The organism is Rhodococcus (subgen. Prescottella) equi (assembly GCF_003013675.1).
Taxonomy (GTDB): Bacteria; Actinomycetota; Actinomycetes; order Mycobacteriales; family Mycobacteriaceae; genus Prescottella; species Prescottella equi.
In genome coordinates this window covers 3931153-3953514 of sequence record NZ_CP027793.1, presented here as the reverse complement: position 1 = coordinate 3953514, position 22362 = coordinate 3931153, and the positions used below count along the sequence as shown (strand labels likewise).

Below are 22362 nucleotides of genomic sequence, written 5' to 3'. Positions count from 1 at the left end.
AACTGGTAGAGGCCGAGGCCGGCTGTGGTTGTTTCACGGGGGGCTGACCCGGGCCGGGGCGCGGAAACGCGAAAACGATTCCGAAGGAGTCAGAGTGAGCGATCAGATGAAGACCACAGTCTCGACCATGGAGGACACGTCGCGTCGCGTCGGCGACGTGCGCGAGGAGATCGCCGGGCTCCTCGGGAACCTCCGGTCGGAGGTGGACGGGATTCGCGGGGCATGGGAGGGGTCGGCAGCGATCGCGTTCCACAGCCTCATGGAGCGCTGGGACGGCAGCGCCAAGAAGCTCAACGATGCGCTCCAGGCGATCGGCGAGAACATCAAGTCCAACAGCGTCACGTTCGATACGACGCAGCAGGACCACACGGCGTCGCTCAACAACGTCGCCGGCAGCCTGAACATCTGATTTTCGATCCCCGGATCACAGTCACAGAGGAGCAGCAGCACATGATGCGTTATTCGTTCGGTCAGATCGAGGCGCTCCAGCTTCGAATCGACGCCCTCCAGAAGGAGATGAACGGGAAGCTGGGCGATCTCAAGAGTTCGATCGCCCCGATGGTCGCGGAGTGGGACGGCGCTGCGTCCGCCGCGTACCAGGAGCACCAGGCCAAGTGGGACGCGGCCGCCGACGAGCTCAACCAGATCCTCGACGCCGTGGGCCGTGTCGTCGGCCAGGGCAACGCGGACATGCAGCAGGTGAACACCGCCGCTGCCAACAGCTGGGCGTAGCCTCCGCACTACGCCTGAATCGTGTGCCCCGACGTAGGAGAGACGTCGGGGCACACGTGCGTACCCGGCATTTTCCGTCGAGAACCATTGCCGCCGTAGCCCAGTCGGCGGATACTGACGTGATCCGAATGCGGTGGCGCGTCGCGCCGGACCGGGAGGCGGATCATGACGGTAGGACGAGAGACCGAAGCCGGGCTGGTACCGGTGACCGAGGAGACACGCGCCGCGCTCGCCCGAGCCGACGCGCACAGCGCCCACAACTACAGCCCCCTCCCGGTGGTGATCGAATCCGGTTCCGGCGCCTGGGTGCGGGGCATCGACGGTGTCGACTACCTCGACGTACTGGCGGGGTATTCGGCGTTGAACTTCGGGCACGCGCACCCCGCTCTCGTCGCGGTGGCCCGCGAGCAGCTCGGTCGCCTCACTCTCACCAGTCGCGCGTTCCAGCACGATCGGTTCGCCGACTTCTGCTCCGACGTCGCGCGGCTGTGCCGGAAGGACGCGGTGTTGCCCATGAACACCGGCGCGGAGGCCGTCGAGACGGCGCTCAAGCTCGCGCGTAAGTGGGGTTACGAAGTCAAGGGCGTCGAGCACGATCGTGCGGAGATCATCACGTTCCGCGGCAACTTCCACGGCCGCACCATCGGAATCGTCGGATTCTCGACCGATCCCGACGCACGCGACGGATTCGGCCCCTTTCCTGCGGGGTTCCCCTCGGTCGAGTACGGCAACAGCGTCGCGCTGGCGGACGCGATCACCGAGAACACCGTCGCGGTCCTCGTGGAGCCGATCCAGGGCGAGGCCGGAGTCCTGGTTCCACCCGACGGCTTCCTGGCCGCGGTCCGGAAGCTGTGCGACGAACACCGCCTGCTGATGATTGCCGACGAGATCCAGAGCGGTCTCGGGCGAACGGGGCTCACGTTCGCGTGCGATCACGAATCGGTCGTGCCGGACGTCTACGTGCTCGGCAAGGCACTCGGTGGTGGGCTCGTGCCGGTGTCGGCGGTCGTCGCGAACCGGGACGTCATGGGGGTGATCCGTCCGGGTCAGCACGGCAGCACGTTCGGCGGCAACGCCCTCGCGTGCGCGGTCGGCAGCGCGGTGGTGCGACTGCTCGAGACGGGGGAGTACCAGCAGCGCAGCCGCGAGCTGGGGGAGTACCTGCACCGGTTGCTGTCGGCGTTGCCCGCGGACCGGGTGTCCGAGGTGCGAGGACGCGGACTGTGGGCGGGTGTGCAGTTGGCGCCCGGGCAGCCGTCCGCGCGAGTGATCTGCGAGCGTCTGCTGGCCCGGCGTGTGCTGGCGAAGGATGCGCACGAGGGAACGATTCGGATCGCGCCGCCCCTGGTCGTCTCTCGGGCCGACCTCACCTGGGCGGTGGACCGGCTGGCCGATGCGCTCGGCTGACGCGAGGGCTTTTTGACCCTGCCGGTCCCGAGCCGGTAGTCTTCTACGTCGGCGTGTCATCTCTCGCTGCGCATCCGTGTGCGGAGAGAAATGGTCCCCGGGTCTCAACTGGCCGCCGAGGACCACCCGTGCCTTTGCACGAGGCACGCCAGGCCAGCAGCAGAAACGAACAGACGAGGAAGTTCTGTGCCTACGTATTCCCCGAAGGCCGGAGACGTGACCCGTACCTGGCACGTCATCGACGCCACTGACGTGGTGCTCGGTCGCCTTGCCGTGCAGGCAGCCAACCTGCTCCGCGGCAAGCACAAGCCCACCTTTGCACCCCACGTTGACGGCGGCGACTTCGTCGTCATCATCAACGCCGACAAGGTTGCCATCAGCGGCAACAAGCGTACGGACAAGTTCCTGTACCACCACTCCGGACATCCGGGTGGCCTGAAGTCCCGTTCGGTCGGCGAGGTTCTCGAGAAGAACCCGGATCGCCTCGTGGAGAAGGCCGTCACCGGCATGCTCCCCAAGAACAAGCTGGGCCGCGCCATCGCGGGCAAGCTGAAGGTCTACGCAGGCCCGACTCATCCCCACGCCGCGCAGCAGCCGGTTCCGTTCGAGATCAAGCAGGTCGCCCAGTGAGCAACGAAGACTTCAACGAGGCCGTCGAGGTCGCGGCTGACGAGATCACCGAGTACACCTCGGAGTCCGAGGCCGCCGAGGTCTACGAGGCTGCTCCGCAGGCTCCGATCGTGATCGATCGCCCGGTCCAGACCGTCGGTCGTCGCAAGGAGGCGGTCGTCCGCGTCCGCCTGACCCCCGGCACCGGTGAGTTCAAGCTCAACGGCCGCACCCTCGAGGACTACTTCCCGAACAAGGTGCACCAGCAGCTGATCAAGGCTCCGCTGGTTCTGGTCGAGCGCGCCGAGTCGTTCGACATCACCGCACTGCTGACCGGTGGCGGCCCCTCGGGTCAGGCCGGCGCGCTGCGTCTCGCCATCTCCCGTGCCCTGATCGAGGTCACCGCCGAGGATCGCCCCGCGCTCAAGCGCGCCGGCTTCCTGACGCGTGACGCTCGCGCGGTCGAGCGCAAGAAGTACGGCCTGAAGAAGGCCCGCAAGGCATCTCAGTACTCCAAGCGCTGATGTGTCGCCGGAGCCGGCATTCGTGCCGGCTCCGGCACCTGTTCTTCCACGAGAGCAGGCGTTCGAAGAGCTCATTCGCTTCCGGACGCCTGCTTTCGTGTTTCACCTGAATGCTCGCCGGGATCTGGAGGGGTCGGAATCTATGGGTCGTATGTTCGGCACGGACGGTGTGCGGGGCTTGGCGAACGCCGAGTTGACCGCCGAGTTGGCGTTGAAGGTTGCCGCCGCAGCAGCGGAGGTTCTCGCGCCCCCCGGACCGGCGTCGGAGCGACCTGTCGCGGTCGTCGGCCGCGACCCGCGCGCCAGCGGTGAAATGCTCGAGGCCGCGGTCACCGCCGGACTCACCGCAGCCGGTGTCGACGTCGTGCTCGTCGGAATCCTCCCGACGCCGGCCGTTGCGTACCTGACCGGTGAATACGGCGCCGCGCTCGGGGTGATGATCTCGGCGTCGCACAACCCGATGCCCGACAACGGCATCAAGATCTTCGCTGCCGGCGGCCACAAACTCGACGACGAGATCGAGGACCGGATCGAGGCCGCGATCGCTGCCGGGCCCCGCCGTCGGCCCATCGGCGCCGGTATCGGCCGCGTCGACGTAGCGTTCGACGCCACCAGTCGGTACCTCGCCCATCTCGCCGATGCGCTCGACATCCGCCTCGACGGACTGACCGTGGTCGTCGACTGCGCGCACGGCGCCGCATCGACGGTCGCCCCCGAGGCGTACCGCGCCGCCGGCGCGACGGTGATCGTGATCAACGGTGAACCCGACGGTGTGAACATCAACGACGGCTGTGGTTCGACCCACCTGGAGGGGCTGCAGCGGGCAGTCGTCGAACACGGTGCCGACCTCGGCCTGGCCCACGACGGCGATGCCGACCGCTGCCTGGCCGTCGACGCGTCGGGGGCCGTCGTCGACGGTGACGCGATCATGACCGTCTTGGCGATCGGCATGCACGAATCCGGCGAACTCGTGCGGAACACTCTCGTCGCCACCGTCATGAGCAACCTCGGTCTGCACATCGCGATGCGTGAGGCCGGAATCGAGTTGCGGACCACCGCGGTCGGCGATCGCTACGTGCTCGAGGAACTGCGCGCGGGGGGCTTCAGCCTCGGCGGCGAGCAGTCGGGGCACGTCGTGCTCCCGGGCCACGGAACCACGGGGGACGGGGTCCTGACCGGTCTGCGGTTGATGGGACGGATGGCGAGCACGGGTGAGCCCCTCGCAGCGCTCGCGGGGGCGATGACCTCGCTGCCTCAGGTTCTGATCAATGTCCGGGTCGCGGACAAGGCTGCCGTCGCCGCCGCCCCGCAGGTGCTGTCGGCGATCGAGACTGCCGAGACCGAACTCGGTGACACGGGCCGGGTCCTGTTGCGTCCGTCCGGCACCGAGCAGCTGGTGCGGGTCATGGTCGAGGCTGCGGATCTGGATGTGGCGCAGAGGATCGCGGAGACCCTCGCGGGGCACGTGGCGTCGGTCTGACGGAACCGTACGGCCACCTCCTGCGTCGAACTGGGCATAAGAGTCCAGATCGACAGCGCGGAAGGTGGAACCGATGGCAGACGTGGTCTCGATCGACGTCGCGAGGGTACGGGCAGCGGCTCGGTCGCTGCAGGCGAGTGCGGAGGGATCCAGCGGTCTCGTCTGGCAGGTCGGCCAGTGCCGGTTCGGCAACGGTTTGGGTGATCCGGGCAGGGAACGCGCGATCCGTGAGGGCTACCTGAGGCTTGCCCGGGCGATCGGCGCGTTCTCGACGGGGTCGTCGGCCCTTGCGCGAGGACTCGTCGAAACGGTCGACGCCTACGACGGCCGGGACACCGCGAACGCCGGCAACGTCGTGTCGCTCGGGGCGCTGTGATGGAAGCCCTGTCGAGGGCCGCCGCTGACGGGCTGCAGTTCTTCGCGACCTTCGTTCCCCGGGCGGCTTTCGTGGCCGAGCGGGCGGGCACGGGGGACACGTTCCCGGCCTACGACGAGATCGAGGCACGCTACTTCGAGCAGAACGACATCCGACTCGACGCCCTGGCCGCCGACATCGATGTCGTGACACAGGTGGCGGCAGACATCGACCAGCGGTGCGACGACCAGGAGCGGGTGCGTACCGCCGTCGCCGAGGCATGGCAGGGGCACACGTCCGATGCCGTCGACGCGCATTTCGCCGGACACCTCGAGCGGGCGGCCCGCCTGCAGCAGGACCTGGCCGACTTGCGATGTGCGCTGGCCGAGGCCGACCGTGTGCTGCGGGAAGCGGCTGCACGCAAGGCGGAGTGGGTCGCGAGTCTCGACCCGACTCGTGCCTGTGGCCGCACCGTCGCGGAGGTCGACCGAATCGTCGAGAACGCCGCGAGCTTCGGCACGGCGGCGGACGATGCCGCGAACTGGGCGGTGGAAGTGTTCCTCGCCCGGATCCGCGACACCACAGCGGAATTCGTCGACCTGTGCGATGCCACGGAATCCACGGTCGACGCGGTGTTCCGGAACCTCGACGCTGCATTCTGCGCTGTCGACGACAGCGCGTTCCGGGCGCCGGCGGGATTCGAAGAGATCTGTACCGGCATCGCGGCGCCTGCGCCACAGCCGTGCCCGCAGCCGTCGTCGACACCCACCACGACCCCGGCGTGCGCCACAGTCTCCGAGCCCTCTACGCCCTCCGTGCCATCGCCCACCAGTAGTCTGGCCGGCCTGACGTGCGCCGGGACGGGAGTCGCCGCAGCCCGGACGGCCGGAACGGCGCCGACTGCACCTGCCGGCGTCCTGCCGTCGATGCCCACTCCCGGCGTCACGATCAGAGCGGCCGAGACGGGGGTATCGGTCGGAACGGGCGGCTCGCTCGCGATCGACGGCGCGGTCCGTGCTGCGGGTGCGATCGTCGGCGCGGTGGCCGAGATGGCACTCGGCATCGTGGGTGACGTGGTGGTCGAGCTGTCGGAGTCGGTATGCGAGACCGGGAGTGTCCCGGAGCCGGGCCCGGAGCGACAGGACGGGTGCGGGTGCGATTGCGAGTGCAGTTGCGGCACCGGGACACCCGAACCCGAACCGCCTGCGCCGGCACCGGAACCAGGGCCGACGACCTCGGAACCAGCGTCGACGAGTCCGGAGCCGGCACCGGAACCTCAGTGTCCCGAACCCACGGCTGCTGCTCCTGCCGAGACGGTCGCTGAGCCGGCACCGGAGCCGGAATGCGAACCCGAGCCGGAATGCGAACCCGAACCCGAGCCGCCCGCGCCGGCCGCCTACTGCGTACCGGGGCCGGAACAGTCGGGGCCCGAACCGTCGGCCCCCGAACAGGCGGCCCCGGAACAGGCGGCAGGGCAATCCGACTCCGGCGGGACCGTTCCTGGAGCGGGATCCAATCCGGTCCGCGGCAGCAGGACACCGGCACCGGCGCCCGTCGTCGCCGGCGCCGTCGAACCGACCCTCGCCGAGGTGGGCCCACCGGCCCCCGAAGGCGATGATCAGGGAGTCGCGCTCGCCGAGGCCGGCGCGATGTGAGGCCGGGATCAGCCGCCGAGCAGTCGTCCGGCCTGGGTGCCCGCGCGGTGCGCGGCGAGTTCACGCGGATCGAGAGGGTGACCGTCGTGCTCGGCGTCCTCGCGGACGGCGGGATGCGTGCCGGGGAAGTGGGCGTCGGTGTCGGCGAACGCGGAGTACGCCTTGTCGCCGGTGAGCCGGTGCAGCAGGAAGCCGGTCAGCATGGCGCGCGTCACGCGCTGCGTCCGCCGCTCCGATCCGCCGACTCCGAGGAAACCGAGCAGGCGGCGCCCCTCGACGAGTCCGGAGTCGGATGCCTTGTCGACGACGCGCAGCAGCGTCGATCCTCGCCAGGCGTCGTCGAGAGCGAGGGCGTCGCTGTTCAGGGAGTCGACGTCCTTCGCGCCGGCGAGGATCAGTCCCGCGGCGGAGACCCGGCCCGCGGCGACCGCCGAGGACGGTGCCGTCGGCGAGGGGAACAGCGCGGCGACGGCTTTGATCGTCGTGTGCTGCGCCGCCGCGAGGACGGCGGCCCCGGCCCCCATGCCGTGCCCGGCGACGGCGAGGCGTTCCGGTTGCACGCTGATCCGGCCGGAGCCCAGCCGGACACCGGTGCAGATGTCGAGGGCTGTGACGAGATCGGCGGCGAGTCCGAGATGCGAGGGAACCGGCCCACGTTCGGTGCCCGGTGCGGCGACGACGATTCCCCACGACGCGAGGTGTTCGAAGGTGCCGGCGTAGTTGTCGGCACCCACCATCCAGTCGTGACCGAAGGCGACGGCGGGCAGGTTGAATCCCTCGGCGGGTGTGTAGACGACGCCGGGCTGTCCTGCGAGCGCGAGGTCGCCGCGCAGCACCTTGTGCGGGCCACGCTTGGACAGCTTGGATACCAGGGATTTAGGTGTCTGCGCCACGGGTGTGACGTTATCCGATCGCAGACCGAGTTCGCTCCACACGGTCGCCCAAGTACCCTGGTGAACCATGTGCGGAATCGTGGGGTACGTGGGCCACCGCCAGGCTCTGGATGTCGTGGAGAAGGCGTTGCAGCGGATGGAATACCGCGGCTACGACTCCGCCGGCGTCGCGATCCTGGACGGCAAGGGGGGCTTGGCGACCGAGCGCAAGGCAGGACGTCTCGACAATCTGAAGGCAGAGCTCGACGAGATCGGTCGGGACTCGTTCGTCGGCACCACCGGCATGGGGCACACGCGGTGGGCGACGCACGGCAAGCCCACCGACCGCAATGCGCATCCGCATCGGGATGCCAGCGGTCGGTTCGCCGTCGTGCACAACGGCATCATCGAGAACTTCGCTCCTTTGCGCGGTGAACTCGAGGCCGCGGGCGTCGATCTGCTCAGTGACACCGACTCCGAGGTTGCCGTCCATCTCGTCGCCAAGGCGTACGAGTCGGGACCCACCGCGGGTGACTTCCTGCAGAGCGCGCTGGCGGTGCTGCGCCGGCTCGAGGGTGCGTTCACGCTGGTGTTCACGCACGCCGACCACCCCGACATGATCATTGCGGCGCGTCGGTCGACTCCGCTCGTCGTCGGTGTCGGCGACGGCGAGACCTTCGTCGGCTCCGACGTCGCGGCGTTCATCGAGCACACCCGGGACGCGGTCGAGCTCGGCCAGGACCAGGTGGTGGTGATCACCGCGGACGGCTACTCGATCAGCGACTTCGCGGGCAACGAGCAGCAGGGCCGTCCCTTCCGGATCGACTGGGACCTGCAGGCCGCCGAGAAGGGTGGCCACGACTACTTCATGCTCAAAGAGATCCAGGAGCAGCCGCAGGCCGTCGCCGACACCCTGCGTGGCCACTTCGTCGATCGCACGATCGTGCTCGACGAGCAGCGGCTGTCCGATCAGGAGCTGCGCGACGTCGACAAGGTGTTCGTCGTGGCGTGCGGCAGCGCGTACCACTCGGGTCTGCTCGCGAAGTACGCGATCGAACACTGGACGCGGCTTCCCGTCGAGGTCGAGCTCGCGAGCGAGTTCCGCTACCGCGACCCGGTGCTGGATCGCTCCACGCTCGTCGTCGCGATCTCGCAGTCGGGTGAGACGGCGGACACGCTCGAGGCCGTCAAGCACGCGAAGGACCAGAAGGCCCGGGTGCTGGCGGTCTGCAACACCAACGGTGCGCAGATTCCCCGTGAGGCCGACGCCGTCCTCTACACGCGGGCCGGTCCGGAGATCGCCGTGGCCTCCACCAAGGCCTTCCTCGCCCAGGTGACCGCGAACTACCTGGTGGGGCTGGCGTTGGCGCAGGCGCGCGGCACGAAGTACCCGGACGAGGTGGCCCGGGAGTACGCCGATCTCGCGGCGATGCCGGGCCTGGTGTCCCGTGTCCTCGAGACGGTCGAGCCGGTGCGTGCGCTGGCCCGGCAGTTCGCCGATTCGTCGGCGGTGCTGTTCCTGGGCCGCCACGTGGGCTACCCGGTGGCGCTCGAGGGTGCGCTCAAGCTCAAGGAGCTGGCGTACATGCACGCGGAGGGCTTCGCGGCCGGTGAGCTCAAGCACGGCCCGATCGCGTTGATCGAGGAGGGCCTGCCGGTCATCGTCGTGATGCCGTCGCCGAAGGGGCGTGCGGTGCTGCACTCGAAGCTGGTGTCGAACATCCAGGAGATCAAGGCGCGCGGCGCGACGACGATCGTCATCGCGGAGGAGGGCGACGAGGCGGTGCGGGCGCATGCCGACCATCTCATCGAGATCCCGGCGGCGCCGACGCTGCTGCAGCCGCTGCTGTCCACGATTCCGCTGCAGGTTTTCGCGGCGGAGGTCGCGGTCGCCCGCGGGCTGGACGTGGACAAGCCGCGCAACCTCGCGAAGTCCGTCACCGTCGAATAGTCCGACGCCTGCTCGGTGTGGTCGTCAGACCACCACGACCACACCGAGCATGTCCGGGTGCAGAGAGCACGTGTAGTCGTACGTCCCCGGCTCGGTGAACGTGAACTGCCACGTGCCGGTCTTCAGCAGCGGGCTGCGCAGGACGGACTCGGCGCTTCCCAGTCCGACGACGTCGTGCGGGACGCCGCGGTCGTCGAACACCCAGGTCACGGTCTGGCCGGCCTGGATCGTGATCGACGCGGGCGAGTAGGTCATGTTCTTCACCTCGACGGTGAGTGCTTTGGCCGTGCCGCCCGGAAGGTCTACCGGAGCACCACCTCCCGCGTCGGAGCTGCACCCGGAAAGGGTTGCAGCCAAAGCGATTCCGATGGCCATCGCGGTTGCCCGTGCTTTCATGCAATTCAGCGTAGTCTGACGGCGAGTGTGTCCTCCCACACCTGTACCGACCTCGAATCGCACGAGGAGTTGCCATGCCTGCCCGTGAATCCGCGCCGCTCGGCGCCCCTTGCTGGATCGACCTGCAGTCGTCCGACATCGACCGCGCCACCGCCTTCTACGACGCTCTGTTCGGATGGACCCACGAGGGGTCTTCCGAGGAGTACGGCGGCTACGTGATGTTCCTCGCCGGCGGGAAGCCGGTGGCCGGAGCGATGCCCGGGCAGGCCGGGAACCCGTACGTGGACGTGTGGACGACCTACCTGGCAACGGCCGATGCGGACGCGACAGCCGAGGCCGTTTCGAAGGCCGGTGGCCAGGTGATGATGGAGCCGATGACGGTTCCGCGGCAGGGGCGGATGGCGATGTTCCAGGACGCGTCGGGTGGCGTCGTGGGCGTGTGGCAGCCGGGCGAACACAAGGGTTTCGGGATGATCGGCGAGTCCAACACGCCCGCGTGGTTCGAGTTGGTCAGCAAGGACTACGACGCCGCGCTGCCCTTCTATCGGGACGTGTTCGGATGGGATCTGGCCACCCTGAGCGACAGCGACGAATTCCGCTACTCGACAGGCCGATTCGACGGTGAGGACCTGGCGGGGATCTTCGATGCGAGCAAGGCGCTGCCGCCCGAGGTGCCGTCGCACTGGCAGATGTTCGTGCAGGTCGACGACACCGATGCCGCGATCGCGCGGGTCGTCGACCTCGGCGGTGAGGTCCTCACCCAGCCGTGGGACACCGAGTACGGCCGGATGGCGCAGGTGGCCGATCCGAACGGTGCCCGGTTCATGATCTCCGGCCCGGTGGCGGCCTGACGGAGATGCGGAACTATTACACGGCGCAGCAGGTCAAGGCCGCGGAGGCGCCGCTGTTGGCGAGCCTGCCCGACGGCACGTTGATGGGCCGCGCAGCCCACGGGTTGGCGCGGGTGGCGGCGGGTGAGTTGCGGGCGCGGACCGGCGGCGTGGTGGGCCGCCGCGTCACGCTGCTCGTAGGCTCCGGCGACAACGGCGGCGACGCGCTGTGGGCGGGCGCGCTGTTGCGCCGGCGCGGCGTCGCGGTCACCGCGGTCCTGTTGAATCCGGACCGCGCGCACCCGGCGGGCCTGGCGGCGCTGCAGGCCGCGGGTGGGCGGGTCTCGCCCGACCCGGGCGATCCCGATCTGGTGCTCGACGGCATCGTCGGCATCTCCGGGAGCGGACCGCTCCGTCCCGCCGCGGCCGCGATCGTCGCGCAGCTCGACGCCCCGATCGTGGCGGTGGACCTGCCGAGTGGCGTCGACCCGGACACCGGGGCGGTGGACGGCCCCGCGGTGACGGCGGCGGTCACCGTCGCGTTCGGGGCGCTCAAGCCCGTGCACGCGCTCGCCGCCGCGCGCTGTGGACGCGTCGAACTGGTGCCCATCGGCCTCACACTCCCCGAAGCAGACCTGCAGGCAGTCGATCCGTGGGAGGTCGGCCGGTTGTGGCCGGTGCCGCATGCGGCGGACGACAAGTACACGCAGGGCGTCGTCGGGGTCGTCGCGGGGAGCCGGCGGTATCCGGGCGCGGCGGTGCTGTCGGCCGGCGCGGCGGTCACGGCGACGGCGGGAATGGTGCGCTACGCCGGCCGGGCGGCGGACGAGGTCGTCGGGCACTGGCCCGAGGTGGTGGCGGCGCCGTCACCGGCGGAGGCCGGGCGGGTGCAGGCGTGGGTGGTCGGCCCCGGGATCGGCACCGACGACGCCGCGTTCGAGGAGTTGCGGACCGTGCTCGACTCCGACGTTCCGGTGCTGGTCGACGCCGACGGTCTGAATCTGCTCGCGAAGCACCCCGATCTCGTCCGGCACCGCGCCGCGCCGACCCTGTTGACTCCGCACGCCGGCGAATTCGAGCGGCTCACGAGCGTCGCACCGACACCCGACCGGGTCGCGGCGGCGCGTGCTCTGGCCGCGGAATGGGGCGTGACGGTCCTGCTCAAGGGGCGAGCAACGGTGATCGCGGAGCCGTCGGGCCGGGCGCTCGTCAACGACGCGGGCAGTTCGTGGGCCGCGACGGCGGGTTCGGGGGACGTCCTGTCCGGCATCGTCGGTGCGCTGCTGGCCACCGGACTCGAACCGTCCCAGGCCGCCGCCGCGGGTGCACGGGCGCATTCGCTCGCGGCCAATCTGGGAGCTCGGGAGGGATCCGACGAGACGGGGGACGCGGGGCTCGCGCCCATCTCGGCGTCGACGTTGCTCGCGCATCTGCGATCGGCGATCCGGATCCTGCGAGTGTTCCCGAGCTCACGTGTGTCTCGATCGTGACTGGTCGGGTTCTACCCGTGCAGGAGTTTCCTCCTGACGAGTGGCAGGATCGAAGTTCGTGACCACTACCGCGCAGGAGCCCGACACCGCCCCGACCCAGACGAGCGCCCCCGTGGCGGCGAATACGCCTCCATCTGCGGCGGCGCCTCAGGCGGAAGCGGTGATCGACCTCGACGCGGTGGCCCACAACATCGGCATCCTGCGTGAGCACGCGGGCGGCGCCACGGTCATGGCGGTCGTCAAGGCCGACGCCTACAACCACGGCGCCGTACCGGTCGCGCGGGCTGCGTTGGCAGCCGGTGCCGGAGAACTCGGTGTCACGACGCTTGCCGAGGGACTCGAACTCAAGAACGCCGGCATCACCGCACCCGTGCTGTCGTGGCTGCACACCGCGGACTCGGACTTCGCCCCCGCGGTCGCTGCCGGGGTGGAACTGGGGCTGTCGTCGCCGCGGCACCTGGCTGCCGTCGCCGCGGCGGCCCGTCAGGTCGGCACCGCCGCGACCGTGACGGTCAAGGTCGACACCGGCCTCAACCGCAACGGAGTGTCCCGCGAGGAGTGGACCGACTTCCTGAAGGATCTCGCGCGCGTCGAGGCAGAGGGCGCGGTCCGCTTCAAGGGCGTGTTCTCCCACCTCGCGCACGCGGACGAGCCGCACCACCCGGTCATCGACGACCAGCGCGAGCGTTTCACGAGTGCCCTCGAGGACGCCGAGCGCATCGGTCTGGTCCCTGAGGCGGCGCACCTGTCGAACTCGGCGGCCACCCTCACCCGTCCCGACCTGCGGTTCGACATTGTTCGGCCCGGAATCGCGATATACGGACTGTCCCCGGTTCCGGACCTGGGGACGTTCGGCCTGCGGCCGGTCATGACGTTCCGATCGAGGGTGGCACTGGTGAAGAAGGTGGCGGCAGGAGAGGGCGTCTCCTACGGGCACACGTGGGTGGCGCCGCACGACACGACGGTGGCGTTGCTTCCGGTCGGCTACGCGGACGGGATCCCGCGCGCGCTGGGCGGTCGTTTCGAGGTGTGGCTCGGCGACGATCGGCGTCCCGGAATCGGCCGGGTCTGCATGGACCAGGTGGTCGTCGACCTCGGACCGGACGGCGCGGGAGTCCGGGAGGGCGATACCGCCGTGTTCTTCGGCGACGGTGACGGTGACCGCGGCGTGCCCCACGCGCAGGACTGGGCGGACGCGCTCGACACCATCCACTACGAGGTGGTGACGTCGGTGCGGGGCCGGACGATCCGGACCTATGTCGGAGGCCCGGGTGGCCGGTCATGAACATCCTGAACAGGCTCGGGCTGTTCGGTGGGGTGGCGGGCGTCGCGGCGATCGGGACGCTCGCGGGGCTCAATGCGGTGAAGGCGGCGACGACCCGCCGCGGCCCGGAGATCTACGCGTCCGAGGACTTCACGGTGTTCTCCCGTGACCGCAGTCGCGTCGTCACCACGGAGGACGACGTACCGCTCCTGGTCCGCGAGGTGGGGCCCGCCGACGCACCGCTCACGGTGATCTTCGTGCACGGGTACTGCCTGCGGATGGAGTCGTGGCATTTCCAGCGGACTCAGCTTGCGCACCGGTGGGGGGACTCGGCTCGGATGGTGTTCTACGACCAGCGGGGACACGGCGAATCCGGGACGCCGGCGGTCGAGAGCTGCACCATCGCGCAGTTGGGCCGCGACCTGGCGGCCGTCGTCGAGGCGACGGCCCCGTCGGGCCCGGTCGTCCTGGTCGGTCATTCGATGGGCGGCATGACGATCCTGGCGATGGCCCGTCAGTTCCCGGAGCTGTTCGACGACAGGGTGATCGGTGTCGGACTGCTCGCCACCACGGCGGCCGGTCTGAACAAGTCGGGACTCGGCCGCAACCTGAACAACCCGGTGATCGACGCCTTCCGTCTCGCGGTGCGGACCGCGCCCGGCGTCGTGCAGCAGGCGCGCGGCGCGGCCCGCGCGATCATCTCGCCGATCCTGCGGGCGGCGTCGTACGGCACGGAGGTGAGCCCGCGGCTGGTCGAGTTCTCCGACGGCATGCTCAGTGACGTCTCGGTCGTGACGGTGGTCAACTTCCTCGAATCCCTCGAGTTGCACGACGAATCCGAGGCCCTGCCGGTGCTGGGCGACGTTCCGGCGCTGGTCCTGTGCGGCGACGCTGACATGATCATCCCGTTCTCCAGCTCGAAAGCGCTCGCCGCGGGACTGTCCCGCGCCGAGCTGGTGCGGGTGCGGGACGCGGGCCATCTCGTGGAGCTCGAGTTCCCGCAGGTAACCTCCGATGCGATCGATCGGCTGGTCCGGCGCGCCGTGTCGAGACGCGAGGATCGCGAGAATGCGGCGCTGGTGGGTGGACTGGAGCGAACAGATGTCGGCTGACACGCGAACCGGACGTGGCGAGGCGACCCTGCCGACGACCGCGGACACCGAGGCGCTCGGACGCGCGCTGGCGGCCGACCTGGGGGCGGGCGACCTGGTCGTGCTCGACGGTCCGCTCGGCGCCGGCAAGACCGCGTTGACCCGAGGCATCGCCGCCGGTCTCGGGGTCGAGGGACGCGTGACGTCCCCGACGTTCATCATCGCGCGAGAGCACCGGGCCGGCCCACGCCCGGACGGCGGCACCCCGGTCGCGCTGGTCCACGTCGACGCCTACCGGTTGAACGAGGCGGTGGCCTCCGATGCCGCCGTGGACATGCACGACCAGCTCGACGCGCTCGACCTCGACACCGATCTGGCGTCGGCCGTCGTCGTCGTCGAGTGGGGCGAGGGTGTGGTCGAGCATCTCGCCGATCGGCACCTGCGGGTGCGGCTGCGGCGGGAACCGGAGTCGGATGTCCGTACTGCCGTGTGGGAGTGGGTATCCGGTCCCGCCGTTCGCTGATCCGTCAGCGGCGCACCCCGTCGATACCGCGCACCTTGCGGTACGGATGCGCGTCGACCTCCGACAACATGTCGGCGATCAGCTTCTCGTAGGGCTTGTTGCGCCGGGCGGCGGCCATGAGCAGGCGAGTCGCGCGGGCGGCGCCGCCGAGGCTCATCGGGCGGCCGGCGACACCGAACATCGTGCGCGCCCACTCGGGCAGCAGCGCGATGATGCCGTCCTGGATCACCACCGACGACGCGACCTTGATCGGGTTGCCCTTCAGCGTCGGCTTGCGTAGCGCGACGGTGGCCTCGGCCGCCGGCAGCGTGACCGCCAGCCAGTCCACTTGACCGTGGATGTAGTCGTCGAGTTCGGCATGTGTCGAGGCCAGCGTGGACGGGTCGATGCCGACGAGTTCGGCCGCCTTGTGCTGCTCGACGACGAAGCGGTCGCGTTCGGCCGCCGTGAGGCTCGGCCCGTACATCTCGGAGCTTCGCAGGATGCCCCACACCAGCGTGTTGTGGGTCCACACGAGCCAGTCCGGCTCGTCGGCGACGAGGACCCGGCCGGTGCGCTCGTCGGTCCACTTGGCGTGACGGTGCATGCGCCGCACGGCTTCACCGGCGGCGAAAGCGTGCGCGGTGTCCCCGAAGACCGTGGTGTCGAGGTATTTGACGGTGCGCGCGGCGCGGCCGGCAGCGTCGCCGTAGTTGGCGGAGACCTTGCTGAACAGCGTCATCATGTCGGGGTTGAGGGTCTGCAACAGAATGCCGCAGACGGCGCCCAGGGAGGACGCCGGATCGGCGAACAAGCGCCAGGTGACGCTGTCCGGTCCGAAGAGCCCGTCGTCCTGACGGGCGGACGATGTCTGCTGTTCGAGATCTTCGACTGCCCCACTCATTTCGCCACCTTTCCTGGTCCCCCGGCTGCCCGGTGGGGCATTGGTCGAGATATTCCCGAAATATCACATTTGCACCAAGACGACGCGCCGGAACGGCGATCGAAAGCCCGCTGGTCGGCCGGCTCGGGGGAGCCCCGTGGAGTGCGAGTAGCCTGGTACATCGTGCTTGTGCTTGCCATCGACACCTCCACCCCTGCGGTCACTGCGGGAGTCGTGCGCTTCGACTCAGAGTCCGCCGACGCCCCGCGGTCGCTCGCGACCCGGGCCACTGTCGACGCCCGCGCACACGCGGAGGTCCTGACGCCGCAGATCCTCGAGTGCCTGGCCGAGTCGGGCTACGCCCCGGCCGATCTCGACGCCGTCGTCGTCGGCGTCGGTCCCGGGCCGTTCACCGGACTGCGGGTGGGGATGGCGACGGGTGCCGCGTTCGGCGACGCGCTCGGCATCCCGGTCCACGGCGTGTGCAGCCTCGACGCGATCGCCGCGGATGCCGCGGACGGCCGGGACCTGTTGGTGGTCACCGACGCCCGTCGGCGCGAGGTGTACTGGGCGCGATACTCGCAGGGGAAGCGCGTCGAGGGGCCCGAGGTGATCAAGCCGTCCGACCTGGACGGCGAGCCGTCGCAGGTGATCGCCGGGTCGGCCTCGCACGTGGATCTGTTCGATCTGCCGGTGCTGCCGGTGGAGACGCCGTCGCCCGCCGGGCTGGTCGCGGTCGCGGCGCAGGCACTGCGAGTCGGGGTGGAACCGGAGCCGCTGGTCCCGCTGTACCTGCGCCGACCGGACGCGGTGGAGTTGGCGGACCGGCGCAAATGAGTTTTCGTATCGTCCCGCTCGCCGACACCGACGCCGACCGGTGCGCGGAACTCGAGCAGGTGCTGTTCCCGGGCGACGACCCGTGGAGCGCGGACGCGTTCCGCTCGGAGCTCGCGGGCGGTCACAACCACTACTTCGCGGCGCGCGACAGCAGCGACGCTCTGATCGGTTACGCCGGGGTGTCGCTGCTCGGGACGAGCATCACACCGGAGGCCGAGGTGCACACCATCGGTGTCGATCCGACGGTGCAGCGCGGCGGGGTCGGCGGGGCGTTGCTCGGCGAGCTGCTGCGGGTGGCGGACAAGTGGGGCGGGCCGGTGTTCCTCGAGGTCCGCACCGACAACGAGCCGGCGATCGCGCTGTACCGGCGCGAGGGCTTCGAGATCGTCGGCACCAGGAAGCGGTACTACCAGCCGAGCGGCGCGGACGCATTCACGATGCGCCGCCCGGCACCGACCGACGCCGACGCCGCGCAGCGGCAGGGCAAGGAGTGACGGCCATGATCGTGATGGGGATCGAGAGTTCGTGCGACGAGACCGGTGTCGGCATCGTTCGGTGGAACTCCGACGGTAGCTGCGAACTCCTCGCCGACGAGGTGGCGTCGAGCGTCGACCAGCACGCCCGATACGGCGGTGTGGTGCCGGAGGTGGCGTCGCGCGCGCACCTCGAGGCGATGGTGCCGACCATGAAGCGCGCCCTCGCGGCCGCGGAAATCGACAAGCCCGACGCGATCTGCGTGACGATCGGCCCCGGGCTGGCCGGCGCGCTGCTGGTCGGGGTGGCTGCGGCCAAGGCGTACGCCGCGGCGTGGGGTGTGCCGTTCTACGCCATCAACCACCTCGGTGGGCACGTCGCTGTCGACACCATCGAGCACGGGCCGATGCCGCCGTGCGTGGCGCTCCTCGTCTCCGGTGGGCACACGCACCTGCTGCACGTGGAGGAGTTGGGGCGCAAGCCGATCGTGGAACTCGGCACGACCGTGGACGATGCCGCCGGTGAGGCGTTCGACAAGGTTGCGCGCCTACTCGGTCTCGGCTTCCCGGGCGGCCCGGCGCTGGATCGTCTCGCGCAGCAGGGCGACCGGAATGCGATCGTGTTCCCGCGCGGCATGACCGGCTCCCGCGACGCGCGTCACGACTTCTCGTTCTCGGGCCTCAAGACCGCGGTTGCGCGGTTCGTCGAGGCGAAGCAACGTGCGGGCGAAGAGGTTCCGGTCGCGGATGTCGCGGCGGGCTTCCAGGAGTCGGTCGCCGACGTGCTGACGATGAAGGCCGTGCGCGCCGCGCAGGACGTCGGGGTCGACACCCTCGTTCTCGGCGGCGGTGCGACGGCGAACTCGCGGATCCGCGCGCTCGCCGAAGAGCGTTGCGCCGCGGCGGGTCTCACGCTGCGAGTGCCGCGTCCTCGGTTGTGCACCGACAACGGTGTGATGATCGCTGCGCTCGGCGCGCACCTCATTGCGGGCGGTGCACAGCCGTCGGCGCTCACCTCGGCGACGAATCCGGGACTTCCGGTGTCGGTGAGCCAGATTCGGGACTGACCTGGGGGACGGCCGCGATCGGTGCTTCCGGCGCCGGTGCCGCGGTCGACGGTGCAGCCGTCTCGGGAGCCGATTCCGGAGTCTGCTCGGGTGTCTCGGCCGGACCGGACGCCTCCGGGGGCTCGGACGGCGACGGGGTCTGCGTGCCCGGTGGCGCGATGCTGGGGATCTCCGGCAGCCACGTGGGTAGTTCAGGCCATTTCGGTGGGATCCACGGCAGATCGTCCGGATTCGTGGTCGTCGCCGGTGGCGGGGTGGTCGTCGTTGTCGTCGGCGGTGTTGTGGGTGCCGTCGTGGTGGGCTCGGGCGAGACGTCCGACGTCGTCGGCGGAGTCTCGTCGAACGTCGGGTAGCTGGTGCTCGGTTCCGGCGTGCTGTAGTCGTATGTCGGGACCGGCGGTTGCGGCACGGGAACGGACGTGGTCGTCGGGTAGGGATTCTTCGTCGGAAGCCACGTCTCCTCAGGAGGGGGAGGAGGCTGGTAGGGGCCGGTGGTGGGGGTCTCGATCACCTGGCTGCCGGTCGGGGAGAAGTTCTCCTCGCTCTGCGGCACCATCTCCTTGACGCCGTAGCCGAGCATCAGGCCTCCCACCACGACGGCGGCCACGAGTGCACCGGAGACCCGTCCACCGGACCCGGTGACCAGGGGAAACTTCTGGCGTTCGGGGGACCCGGCGAGCAGCGCGGCGCCCTTCGCCGTGGCGGCCTCGGGTTCGGGGACGGCGATCGTCGCGGCGTCGAACGTGGATTCCAGCGCGGAGGCGATTCCCGGGATCCGCCCGCCGCCGCCGACCAGCACGAGTGCCTCGGGCCGCTGCAGGGCCTGGGCGAAGGCCTCGGCCACGAATTCGGCGGCGCGCGAACCTGCTTCGTCGGCCGTCTCGTGGGCGGCCGCGTCGGCGCTGACCGCCGCAGTGCGGTCGCGGAAGAAGACGGTGCCGTCGGCCTGGTCGACGATGGTCACGGTGAGACCGGACGCACCGAGATCGACGAGGGCGATGATGCCGTACTGCGCGACGAGTCCGGTGCTGCGCAGGTAGGTGAGGGTGGCGGCGGTCTCGGGGACCAGCCGGATCGCCCGCTTCTGGGACTTCGCCGCGGAACGTACCGCGGCGGCCTGCGATTCGGTGCGGTAGGCGACCGCGATGGCGTCCGGCTCGATGCGGCGGTCGGGAACCTGCGTGGTCATCAGCCCGATTGCAGACAGTGCCAGATCGCCCGGATCGGTCTGTGTTCCGAGGTCGGCGGAGATCGTGCGGTATTCGACGTCCTGTACGCCGGTGTCGTCGGAGGAGACGAGTGCGCTGCACACCCCGGCTGCTCCGGTGGAGATGCCGAGTGAATTTCGCATTGTCCACCTCCTGCTTTCGGTGTTCGAGTTCGCTCGTGTCGGTTCGCCCGTGTTTCGGGCCGTCCCGGGCCGGAAACTGAGATAATTCGATGCCGGCCACGGGCGTCGTTATCCGAACGTTACCCAATGTCGGGTGGCGGCGCTCGGCGGGTGTGCGTCCGTGCAGGTCGGGTCGGACATTCGCGGTGGAACGGACGGCGATCGTTCCGTCGGCCCGTGCAACGGGTGACTTCGGAAGCGAGGATTCATGTCCGACGCGATCCACTTGGTGAGCCTCGATCGCCACGACCGCCGCCGGATGCTCAGAAGGGCGCTGTTGCGTTCGGCCGCCACCGTCGTGATTCTGCTGACCGCCTACTTCGCGTTGCCGATGGACCATGTCTCGGATGCGGGCGCGATCCTGGTACTCACGGGCGGGGCGTCGATGGTCGTCGCGTTGTGCGCCTGGCAGGTCCGGCAGATCATTCACTCGCCGACACCCGAGGTGCGCTCGGCGGAAGCGCTGGCCGTGACGTTGCCCGTCTATCTTCTCGGCTCGGCCACAGCGATCTTTCTGCTCTCACAGATGGATCCGGCGGCGTTCAACGAAACCCTGACGCGGATCGACGCGCTCTACTTCACGCTGACGGTGTTCGCGACGGTCGGGTTCGGCGACATCGCCGCGGTCACCCAGCCGGCGCGAGCCGTCGTGACGGTGATGATCGTCGGCAATCTGGTGATGCTCGCGGTGGGTGTGAAGCTACTGACCCAGGCCGTCAAATGGGGTCGGGCGCTTCAGGATACGCGGGAGGCCGGTGGGGGCGAGATGCCCCCACCGGCCTCCGGTGACAGTTCTTCCTAGCGCAGTGTGGCGAGGACGAGTTCCACGTTGTGGTCCGGCGAGCCGCCCAGCAGCTTCGCATCCGCGTGGATGTCGTTGAACGAGAACTCCCGATACATCGACGCCAGGCCCGCGGGGGAGAAGTCGTCGTAATCGACCTGGTAGGGGCTGTCCGCCTCGATCAGCGTGGTGAGCAGCGAGACGGTCCCGTCGTGGTTGTCGACGACCTCGATGATGCGTCCCTGCTGTGGGAAGTCGATGTGCGAGGCGGTGTTGATCTCCCAGAATCCCTGTTCGGGGGTCCGGCCCACCTGCGGGGTGATCCGGTTCTCGTGGGTGTGTCCGTTGACCCAAGCGAGGACGTTCGGGAAGCGGTGCAGCAGGTCCACCAGCTGTGCGCCCTTGATACGCGGCTCGAGGGGACGTTCGGGATCCGGCAGGGTGTTCGCCATCGTCGTGCTGGTGTGATGGCTGAACAGCACGAAGTAGGTGTCGGTGCGGCTCTGCGTGACGAGGGCACCGTTGGTGTCGTAGTACTTGCTGCTGCCGGCGAGCAGGGTCTGCTCGATCCACTTGAACTGTGCCTCGCCGAGCGAGCCGTCGACGAACCCGGCGCGGTTGGTCGAGTCCATGCTGATGCCGATGACGCCCGGCGAGATCTCGAACGTGTAGTAGCCGATGCCCGTTTCGTCGGCGTCGGGCGCGAAGCCGTGGCCGACCGGTCCGGGACCGGTGTTGGCGGGATCGAGGTGGGCGGCGATGAACTCGCGCGGCGTGAACGGCTGTCGGCGCGCGTCGGGTGTCACGGTGCGCGGCGGAGTCGTGATGGCGGAGAGCAGGTTCAGCAGCGCCGTCGGATCGGAGCTCAGCGCGCTCGAGATGCGGGCCGCCTGATCCGAGGAGTCGGGCACATCGAATTTCTTGTTGCCCGTGTACATCTGCTCGAGGAACGGGATGCCGCTCGGGAGGGTGCCCTCGACGGAGTCGTCGTGGTTGCCGAACACGCAGTACCACTTGGTGTCCAGTCCGGGGCTGGTCACGGGCTGCAGCGCCGCGGACAGCAGCCCGGGGACCTCGGGGAAGCCCGTCTGCTTGTAGATGTCCTGGATCGAGGACTCGGGATTCCAGTAGAGGTCGGCGCCCGAGTTCTGCACGCCCTCGTATCGCGTCGGATCACCCGTGTTGGGGGTGATGACGCCGCCGTTGAGGGCGGTGAGGAACCAGCCCAGTTCGACGAATTCTTTGTTGTCGGTGTTGTCGCCGGTGGTGACGACGGCGTCGAAGTCGCGCTGGGTGTGCGGTCCCTTGCGCAGGGAGTTGACGCGATCGATCAGCGAGATCAGACCCTGGGCGGTCATGGTCTCCTGCGGTCGGAACGCGGCGCCCTGGAACGGGTGGACGTACTCGAACCGCACGGGAGACTGGGCGTCGAGCACGTGGACGTCGGTGAGCTGGACGATCGAGGCCAGGTCGGAACGGCGGTCCTCACGTCCGGACCGGGCCTCCGCGAGATCGTTCCGGACGACCAGCGGCCAGCCCGGACCTGCGGTCAGCCGGCGATATCCGCTCGAACCCAGAGGGACCGCGACGGATTCGAGCGTGGTGCCCGCGATCGACGCCGGCAGCGGTGCGGCCGCACGGGCCTGCGCTGCGAGCGGATTCCACGATCGGTTGCCGACCAGCGGCAGTGCCGAGATCCCGAGTGCGCCGACACCGGCTGCTCCCAGGAAGGTGCGCCGATTCATTCCGTTCATCTGCTGTTCACCCACGCGC

At 69.5% G+C, this 22362-nt stretch carries 23 protein-coding genes; 18 read left to right on the top strand and 5 right to left on the bottom strand.

Going from position 1 to position 22362, the window contains the following annotated elements:
* Positions 1 to 94 precede the first annotated feature (94 nt).
* The 8 genes from C7H75_RS18475 to C7H75_RS18440 all read left to right on the top strand — a co-directional run bounded on the left by C7H75_RS18475 (position 95) and on the right by C7H75_RS18440 (position 6762).
* Positions 95 to 409, top strand: a complete 315-nt coding sequence (locus tag C7H75_RS18475) for a WXG100 family type VII secretion target (protein ID WP_005518419.1) — start codon at positions 95 to 97, stop codon at positions 407 to 409.
* Between the two features lie 41 nt (positions 410 to 450).
* Positions 451 to 732 (top strand): WXG100 family type VII secretion target, encoded by a 282-nt coding sequence (locus tag C7H75_RS18470; RefSeq protein ID WP_005518421.1) that lies wholly within the window; start codon positions 451 to 453, stop codon positions 730 to 732.
* A gap of 165 nt (positions 733 to 897) precedes the next feature.
* Positions 898 to 2139, top strand: a complete 1242-nt coding sequence (gene rocD / locus C7H75_RS18465; RefSeq protein WP_064057808.1) for an ornithine--oxo-acid transaminase — start codon at positions 898 to 900, stop codon at positions 2137 to 2139.
* Positions 2140 to 2325: 186 nt separating this feature from the next.
* Positions 2326 to 2769: a 50S ribosomal protein L13 gene (gene rplM, locus C7H75_RS18460; RefSeq protein ID WP_022597326.1), complete on the top strand. Its 444-nt coding sequence runs from the start codon at positions 2326 to 2328 to the stop codon at positions 2767 to 2769.
* Positions 2766 to 3272 carry a 30S ribosomal protein S9 gene (gene rpsI, locus C7H75_RS18455; RefSeq protein ID WP_005518424.1) on the top strand — a complete coding sequence of 169 codons (507 nt, stop codon included), beginning with the start codon at positions 2766 to 2768 and terminating at the stop codon, positions 3270 to 3272. The genes rplM and rpsI overlap by 4 nt, the downstream gene beginning before the upstream one ends.
* 142 nt (positions 3273 to 3414) lie before the next feature.
* On the top strand, positions 3415 to 4752 hold the full coding sequence (glmM, locus tag C7H75_RS18450; protein ID WP_081120698.1) for a phosphoglucosamine mutase: 1338 nt from the start codon (positions 3415 to 3417) through the stop codon (positions 4750 to 4752).
* Between the two features lie 73 nt (positions 4753 to 4825).
* Complete coding sequence (locus tag C7H75_RS18445) at positions 4826 to 5128, top strand: hypothetical protein (protein WP_005518427.1); 303 nt, start codon at positions 4826 to 4828, stop codon at positions 5126 to 5128.
* Complete coding sequence (locus C7H75_RS18440) at positions 5128 to 6762, top strand: hypothetical protein (protein WP_106851676.1); 1635 nt, start codon at positions 5128 to 5130, stop codon at positions 6760 to 6762. Before C7H75_RS18445 ends, C7H75_RS18440 begins: the two co-directional genes overlap by 1 nt.
* An 8-nt stretch (positions 6763 to 6770) precedes the next feature.
* Here C7H75_RS18440 and C7H75_RS18435 read toward each other — a convergent pair whose 3' ends face one another.
* Complete coding sequence (locus C7H75_RS18435; RefSeq protein ID WP_064057805.1) at positions 6771 to 7655, bottom strand: dienelactone hydrolase family protein; 885 nt, start codon at positions 7653 to 7655, stop codon at positions 6771 to 6773.
* A 67-nt stretch (positions 7656 to 7722) separates the two neighbouring features.
* Here C7H75_RS18435 and glmS point away from each other — a divergent pair, with 67 nt between their 5' ends.
* A complete protein-coding gene (gene glmS / locus C7H75_RS18430) occupies positions 7723 to 9585 on the top strand; it encodes a glutamine--fructose-6-phosphate transaminase (isomerizing) (RefSeq protein ID WP_005518432.1) in 1863 nt (620 codons plus the stop codon).
* 24 nt (positions 9586 to 9609) lie between these two features.
* On the opposite strand, the gene C7H75_RS18425 is transcribed toward glmS, so the two are convergent.
* Positions 9610 to 9981, bottom strand: a complete 372-nt coding sequence (locus C7H75_RS18425; protein ID WP_084843790.1) for a cupredoxin domain-containing protein — start codon at positions 9979 to 9981, stop codon at positions 9610 to 9612.
* 74 nt (positions 9982 to 10055) lie between these two features.
* Here C7H75_RS18425 and C7H75_RS18420 point away from each other — a divergent pair, with 74 nt between their 5' ends.
* From C7H75_RS18420 to tsaE, 5 genes are all read left to right on the top strand, one after another.
* Positions 10056 to 10832: a VOC family protein gene (locus C7H75_RS18420; protein WP_013416873.1), complete on the top strand. Its 777-nt coding sequence runs from the start codon at positions 10056 to 10058 to the stop codon at positions 10830 to 10832.
* A gap of 5 nt (positions 10833 to 10837) precedes the next feature.
* A complete protein-coding gene (locus C7H75_RS18415) occupies positions 10838 to 12301 on the top strand; it encodes an NAD(P)H-hydrate dehydratase (protein ID WP_106851675.1) in 1464 nt (487 codons plus the stop codon).
* A 112-nt stretch (positions 12302 to 12413) separates the two neighbouring features.
* Complete coding sequence (gene alr / locus C7H75_RS18410; protein WP_233281928.1) at positions 12414 to 13586, top strand: alanine racemase; 1173 nt, start codon at positions 12414 to 12416, stop codon at positions 13584 to 13586.
* The gene (locus C7H75_RS18405) at positions 13583 to 14677 is read left to right on the top strand and encodes an alpha/beta fold hydrolase (protein WP_081182754.1); all 1095 of its coding nucleotides are present in this window, start codon (positions 13583 to 13585) and stop codon (positions 14675 to 14677) included. The genes alr and C7H75_RS18405 overlap by 4 nt, the downstream gene beginning before the upstream one ends.
* Complete coding sequence (gene tsaE / locus C7H75_RS18400; RefSeq protein ID WP_064079388.1) at positions 14667 to 15179, top strand: tRNA (adenosine(37)-N6)-threonylcarbamoyltransferase complex ATPase subunit type 1 TsaE; 513 nt, start codon at positions 14667 to 14669, stop codon at positions 15177 to 15179. The genes C7H75_RS18405 and tsaE overlap by 11 nt, the downstream gene beginning before the upstream one ends.
* Positions 15180 to 15183: 4 nt before the next feature.
* Here tsaE and C7H75_RS18395 read toward each other — a convergent pair whose 3' ends face one another.
* On the bottom strand, positions 15184 to 16062 hold the full coding sequence (locus C7H75_RS18395; protein ID WP_022597311.1) for an oxygenase MpaB family protein: 879 nt from the start codon (positions 16060 to 16062) through the stop codon (positions 15184 to 15186).
* 162 nt (positions 16063 to 16224) lie between these two features.
* Between C7H75_RS18395 and tsaB the strand changes: the two genes are divergently transcribed.
* The 3 genes from tsaB to tsaD are packed head-to-tail and all read left to right on the top strand — an operon-like array spanning position 16225 to position 18418.
* A complete protein-coding gene (tsaB, locus tag C7H75_RS18390) occupies positions 16225 to 16878 on the top strand; it encodes a tRNA (adenosine(37)-N6)-threonylcarbamoyltransferase complex dimerization subunit type 1 TsaB (RefSeq protein ID WP_081120848.1) in 654 nt (217 codons plus the stop codon).
* Positions 16875 to 17372 carry a ribosomal protein S18-alanine N-acetyltransferase gene (gene rimI / locus C7H75_RS18385; RefSeq protein ID WP_005518443.1) on the top strand — a complete coding sequence of 166 codons (498 nt, stop codon included), beginning with the start codon at positions 16875 to 16877 and terminating at the stop codon, positions 17370 to 17372. The genes tsaB and rimI overlap by 4 nt, the downstream gene beginning before the upstream one ends.
* A 5-nt stretch (positions 17373 to 17377) precedes the next feature.
* Positions 17378 to 18418 (top strand): tRNA (adenosine(37)-N6)-threonylcarbamoyltransferase complex transferase subunit TsaD, encoded by a 1041-nt coding sequence (gene tsaD, locus C7H75_RS18380; protein WP_005518444.1) that lies wholly within the window; start codon positions 17378 to 17380, stop codon positions 18416 to 18418.
* Here tsaD and C7H75_RS18375 read toward each other — a convergent pair.
* On the bottom strand, positions 18363 to 19769 hold the full coding sequence (locus tag C7H75_RS18375; RefSeq protein WP_106851673.1) for a DUF7159 family protein: 1407 nt from the start codon (positions 19767 to 19769) through the stop codon (positions 18363 to 18365). The two genes, tsaD and C7H75_RS18375, sit on opposite strands and share 56 nt — an antisense overlap.
* Before the next feature lie 247 nt (positions 19770 to 20016).
* Between C7H75_RS18375 and C7H75_RS18370 the strand changes: the two genes are divergently transcribed.
* The gene (locus C7H75_RS18370; protein ID WP_106851672.1) at positions 20017 to 20610 is read left to right on the top strand and encodes a potassium channel family protein; all 594 of its coding nucleotides are present in this window, start codon (positions 20017 to 20019) and stop codon (positions 20608 to 20610) included.
* Here the strand turns inward: C7H75_RS18370 and C7H75_RS18365 are convergent.
* Entirely contained in the window at positions 20607 to 22343 is a 1737-nt protein-coding gene (locus C7H75_RS18365; protein WP_106852039.1) for a TIGR03767 family metallophosphoesterase, read from the bottom strand. The two genes, C7H75_RS18370 and C7H75_RS18365, sit on opposite strands and share 4 nt — an antisense overlap.
* Between the last annotated feature and the right edge of the window lie 19 nt (positions 22344 to 22362).

Coding starts and splice junctions, on each gene's coding strand:
- C7H75_RS18470 (WP_005518421.1), top strand. CDS start 451: ATGATGCGTTATTCGTTCGGTCAGATCGAGGCGCTCCAGCTTCGAATC.
- rocD (WP_064057808.1), top strand. CDS start 898: ATGACGGTAGGACGAGAGACCGAAGCCGGGCTGGTACCGGTGACCGAG.
- glmM (WP_081120698.1), top strand. CDS start 3,415: ATGGGTCGTATGTTCGGCACGGACGGTGTGCGGGGCTTGGCGAACGCC.
- C7H75_RS18445 (WP_005518427.1), top strand. CDS start 4,826: ATGGCAGACGTGGTCTCGATCGACGTCGCGAGGGTACGGGCAGCGGCT.
- C7H75_RS18440 (WP_106851676.1), top strand. CDS start 5,128: ATGGAAGCCCTGTCGAGGGCCGCCGCTGACGGGCTGCAGTTCTTCGCG.
- glmS (WP_005518432.1), top strand. CDS start 7,723: ATGTGCGGAATCGTGGGGTACGTGGGCCACCGCCAGGCTCTGGATGTC.
- C7H75_RS18425 (WP_084843790.1), bottom strand. CDS start 9,981: ATGAAAGCACGGGCAACCGCGATGGCCATCGGAATCGCTTTGGCTGCA.
- C7H75_RS18420 (WP_013416873.1), top strand. CDS start 10,056: ATGCCTGCCCGTGAATCCGCGCCGCTCGGCGCCCCTTGCTGGATCGAC.
- C7H75_RS18415 (WP_106851675.1), top strand. CDS start 10,838: ATGCGGAACTATTACACGGCGCAGCAGGTCAAGGCCGCGGAGGCGCCG.
- C7H75_RS18405 (WP_081182754.1), top strand. CDS start 13,583: ATGAACATCCTGAACAGGCTCGGGCTGTTCGGTGGGGTGGCGGGCGTC.
- tsaE (WP_064079388.1), top strand. CDS start 14,667: ATGTCGGCTGACACGCGAACCGGACGTGGCGAGGCGACCCTGCCGACG.
- C7H75_RS18395 (WP_022597311.1), bottom strand. CDS start 16,062: ATGAGTGGGGCAGTCGAAGATCTCGAACAGCAGACATCGTCCGCCCGT.
- rimI (WP_005518443.1), top strand. CDS start 16,875: ATGAGTTTTCGTATCGTCCCGCTCGCCGACACCGACGCCGACCGGTGC.
- tsaD (WP_005518444.1), top strand. CDS start 17,378: ATGATCGTGATGGGGATCGAGAGTTCGTGCGACGAGACCGGTGTCGGC.
- C7H75_RS18375 (WP_106851673.1), bottom strand. CDS start 19,769: ATGCGAAATTCACTCGGCATCTCCACCGGAGCAGCCGGGGTGTGCAGC.
- C7H75_RS18370 (WP_106851672.1), top strand. CDS start 20,017: ATGTCCGACGCGATCCACTTGGTGAGCCTCGATCGCCACGACCGCCGC.
- C7H75_RS18365 (WP_106852039.1), bottom strand. CDS start 22,343: ATGAACGGAATGAATCGGCGCACCTTCCTGGGAGCAGCCGGTGTCGGC.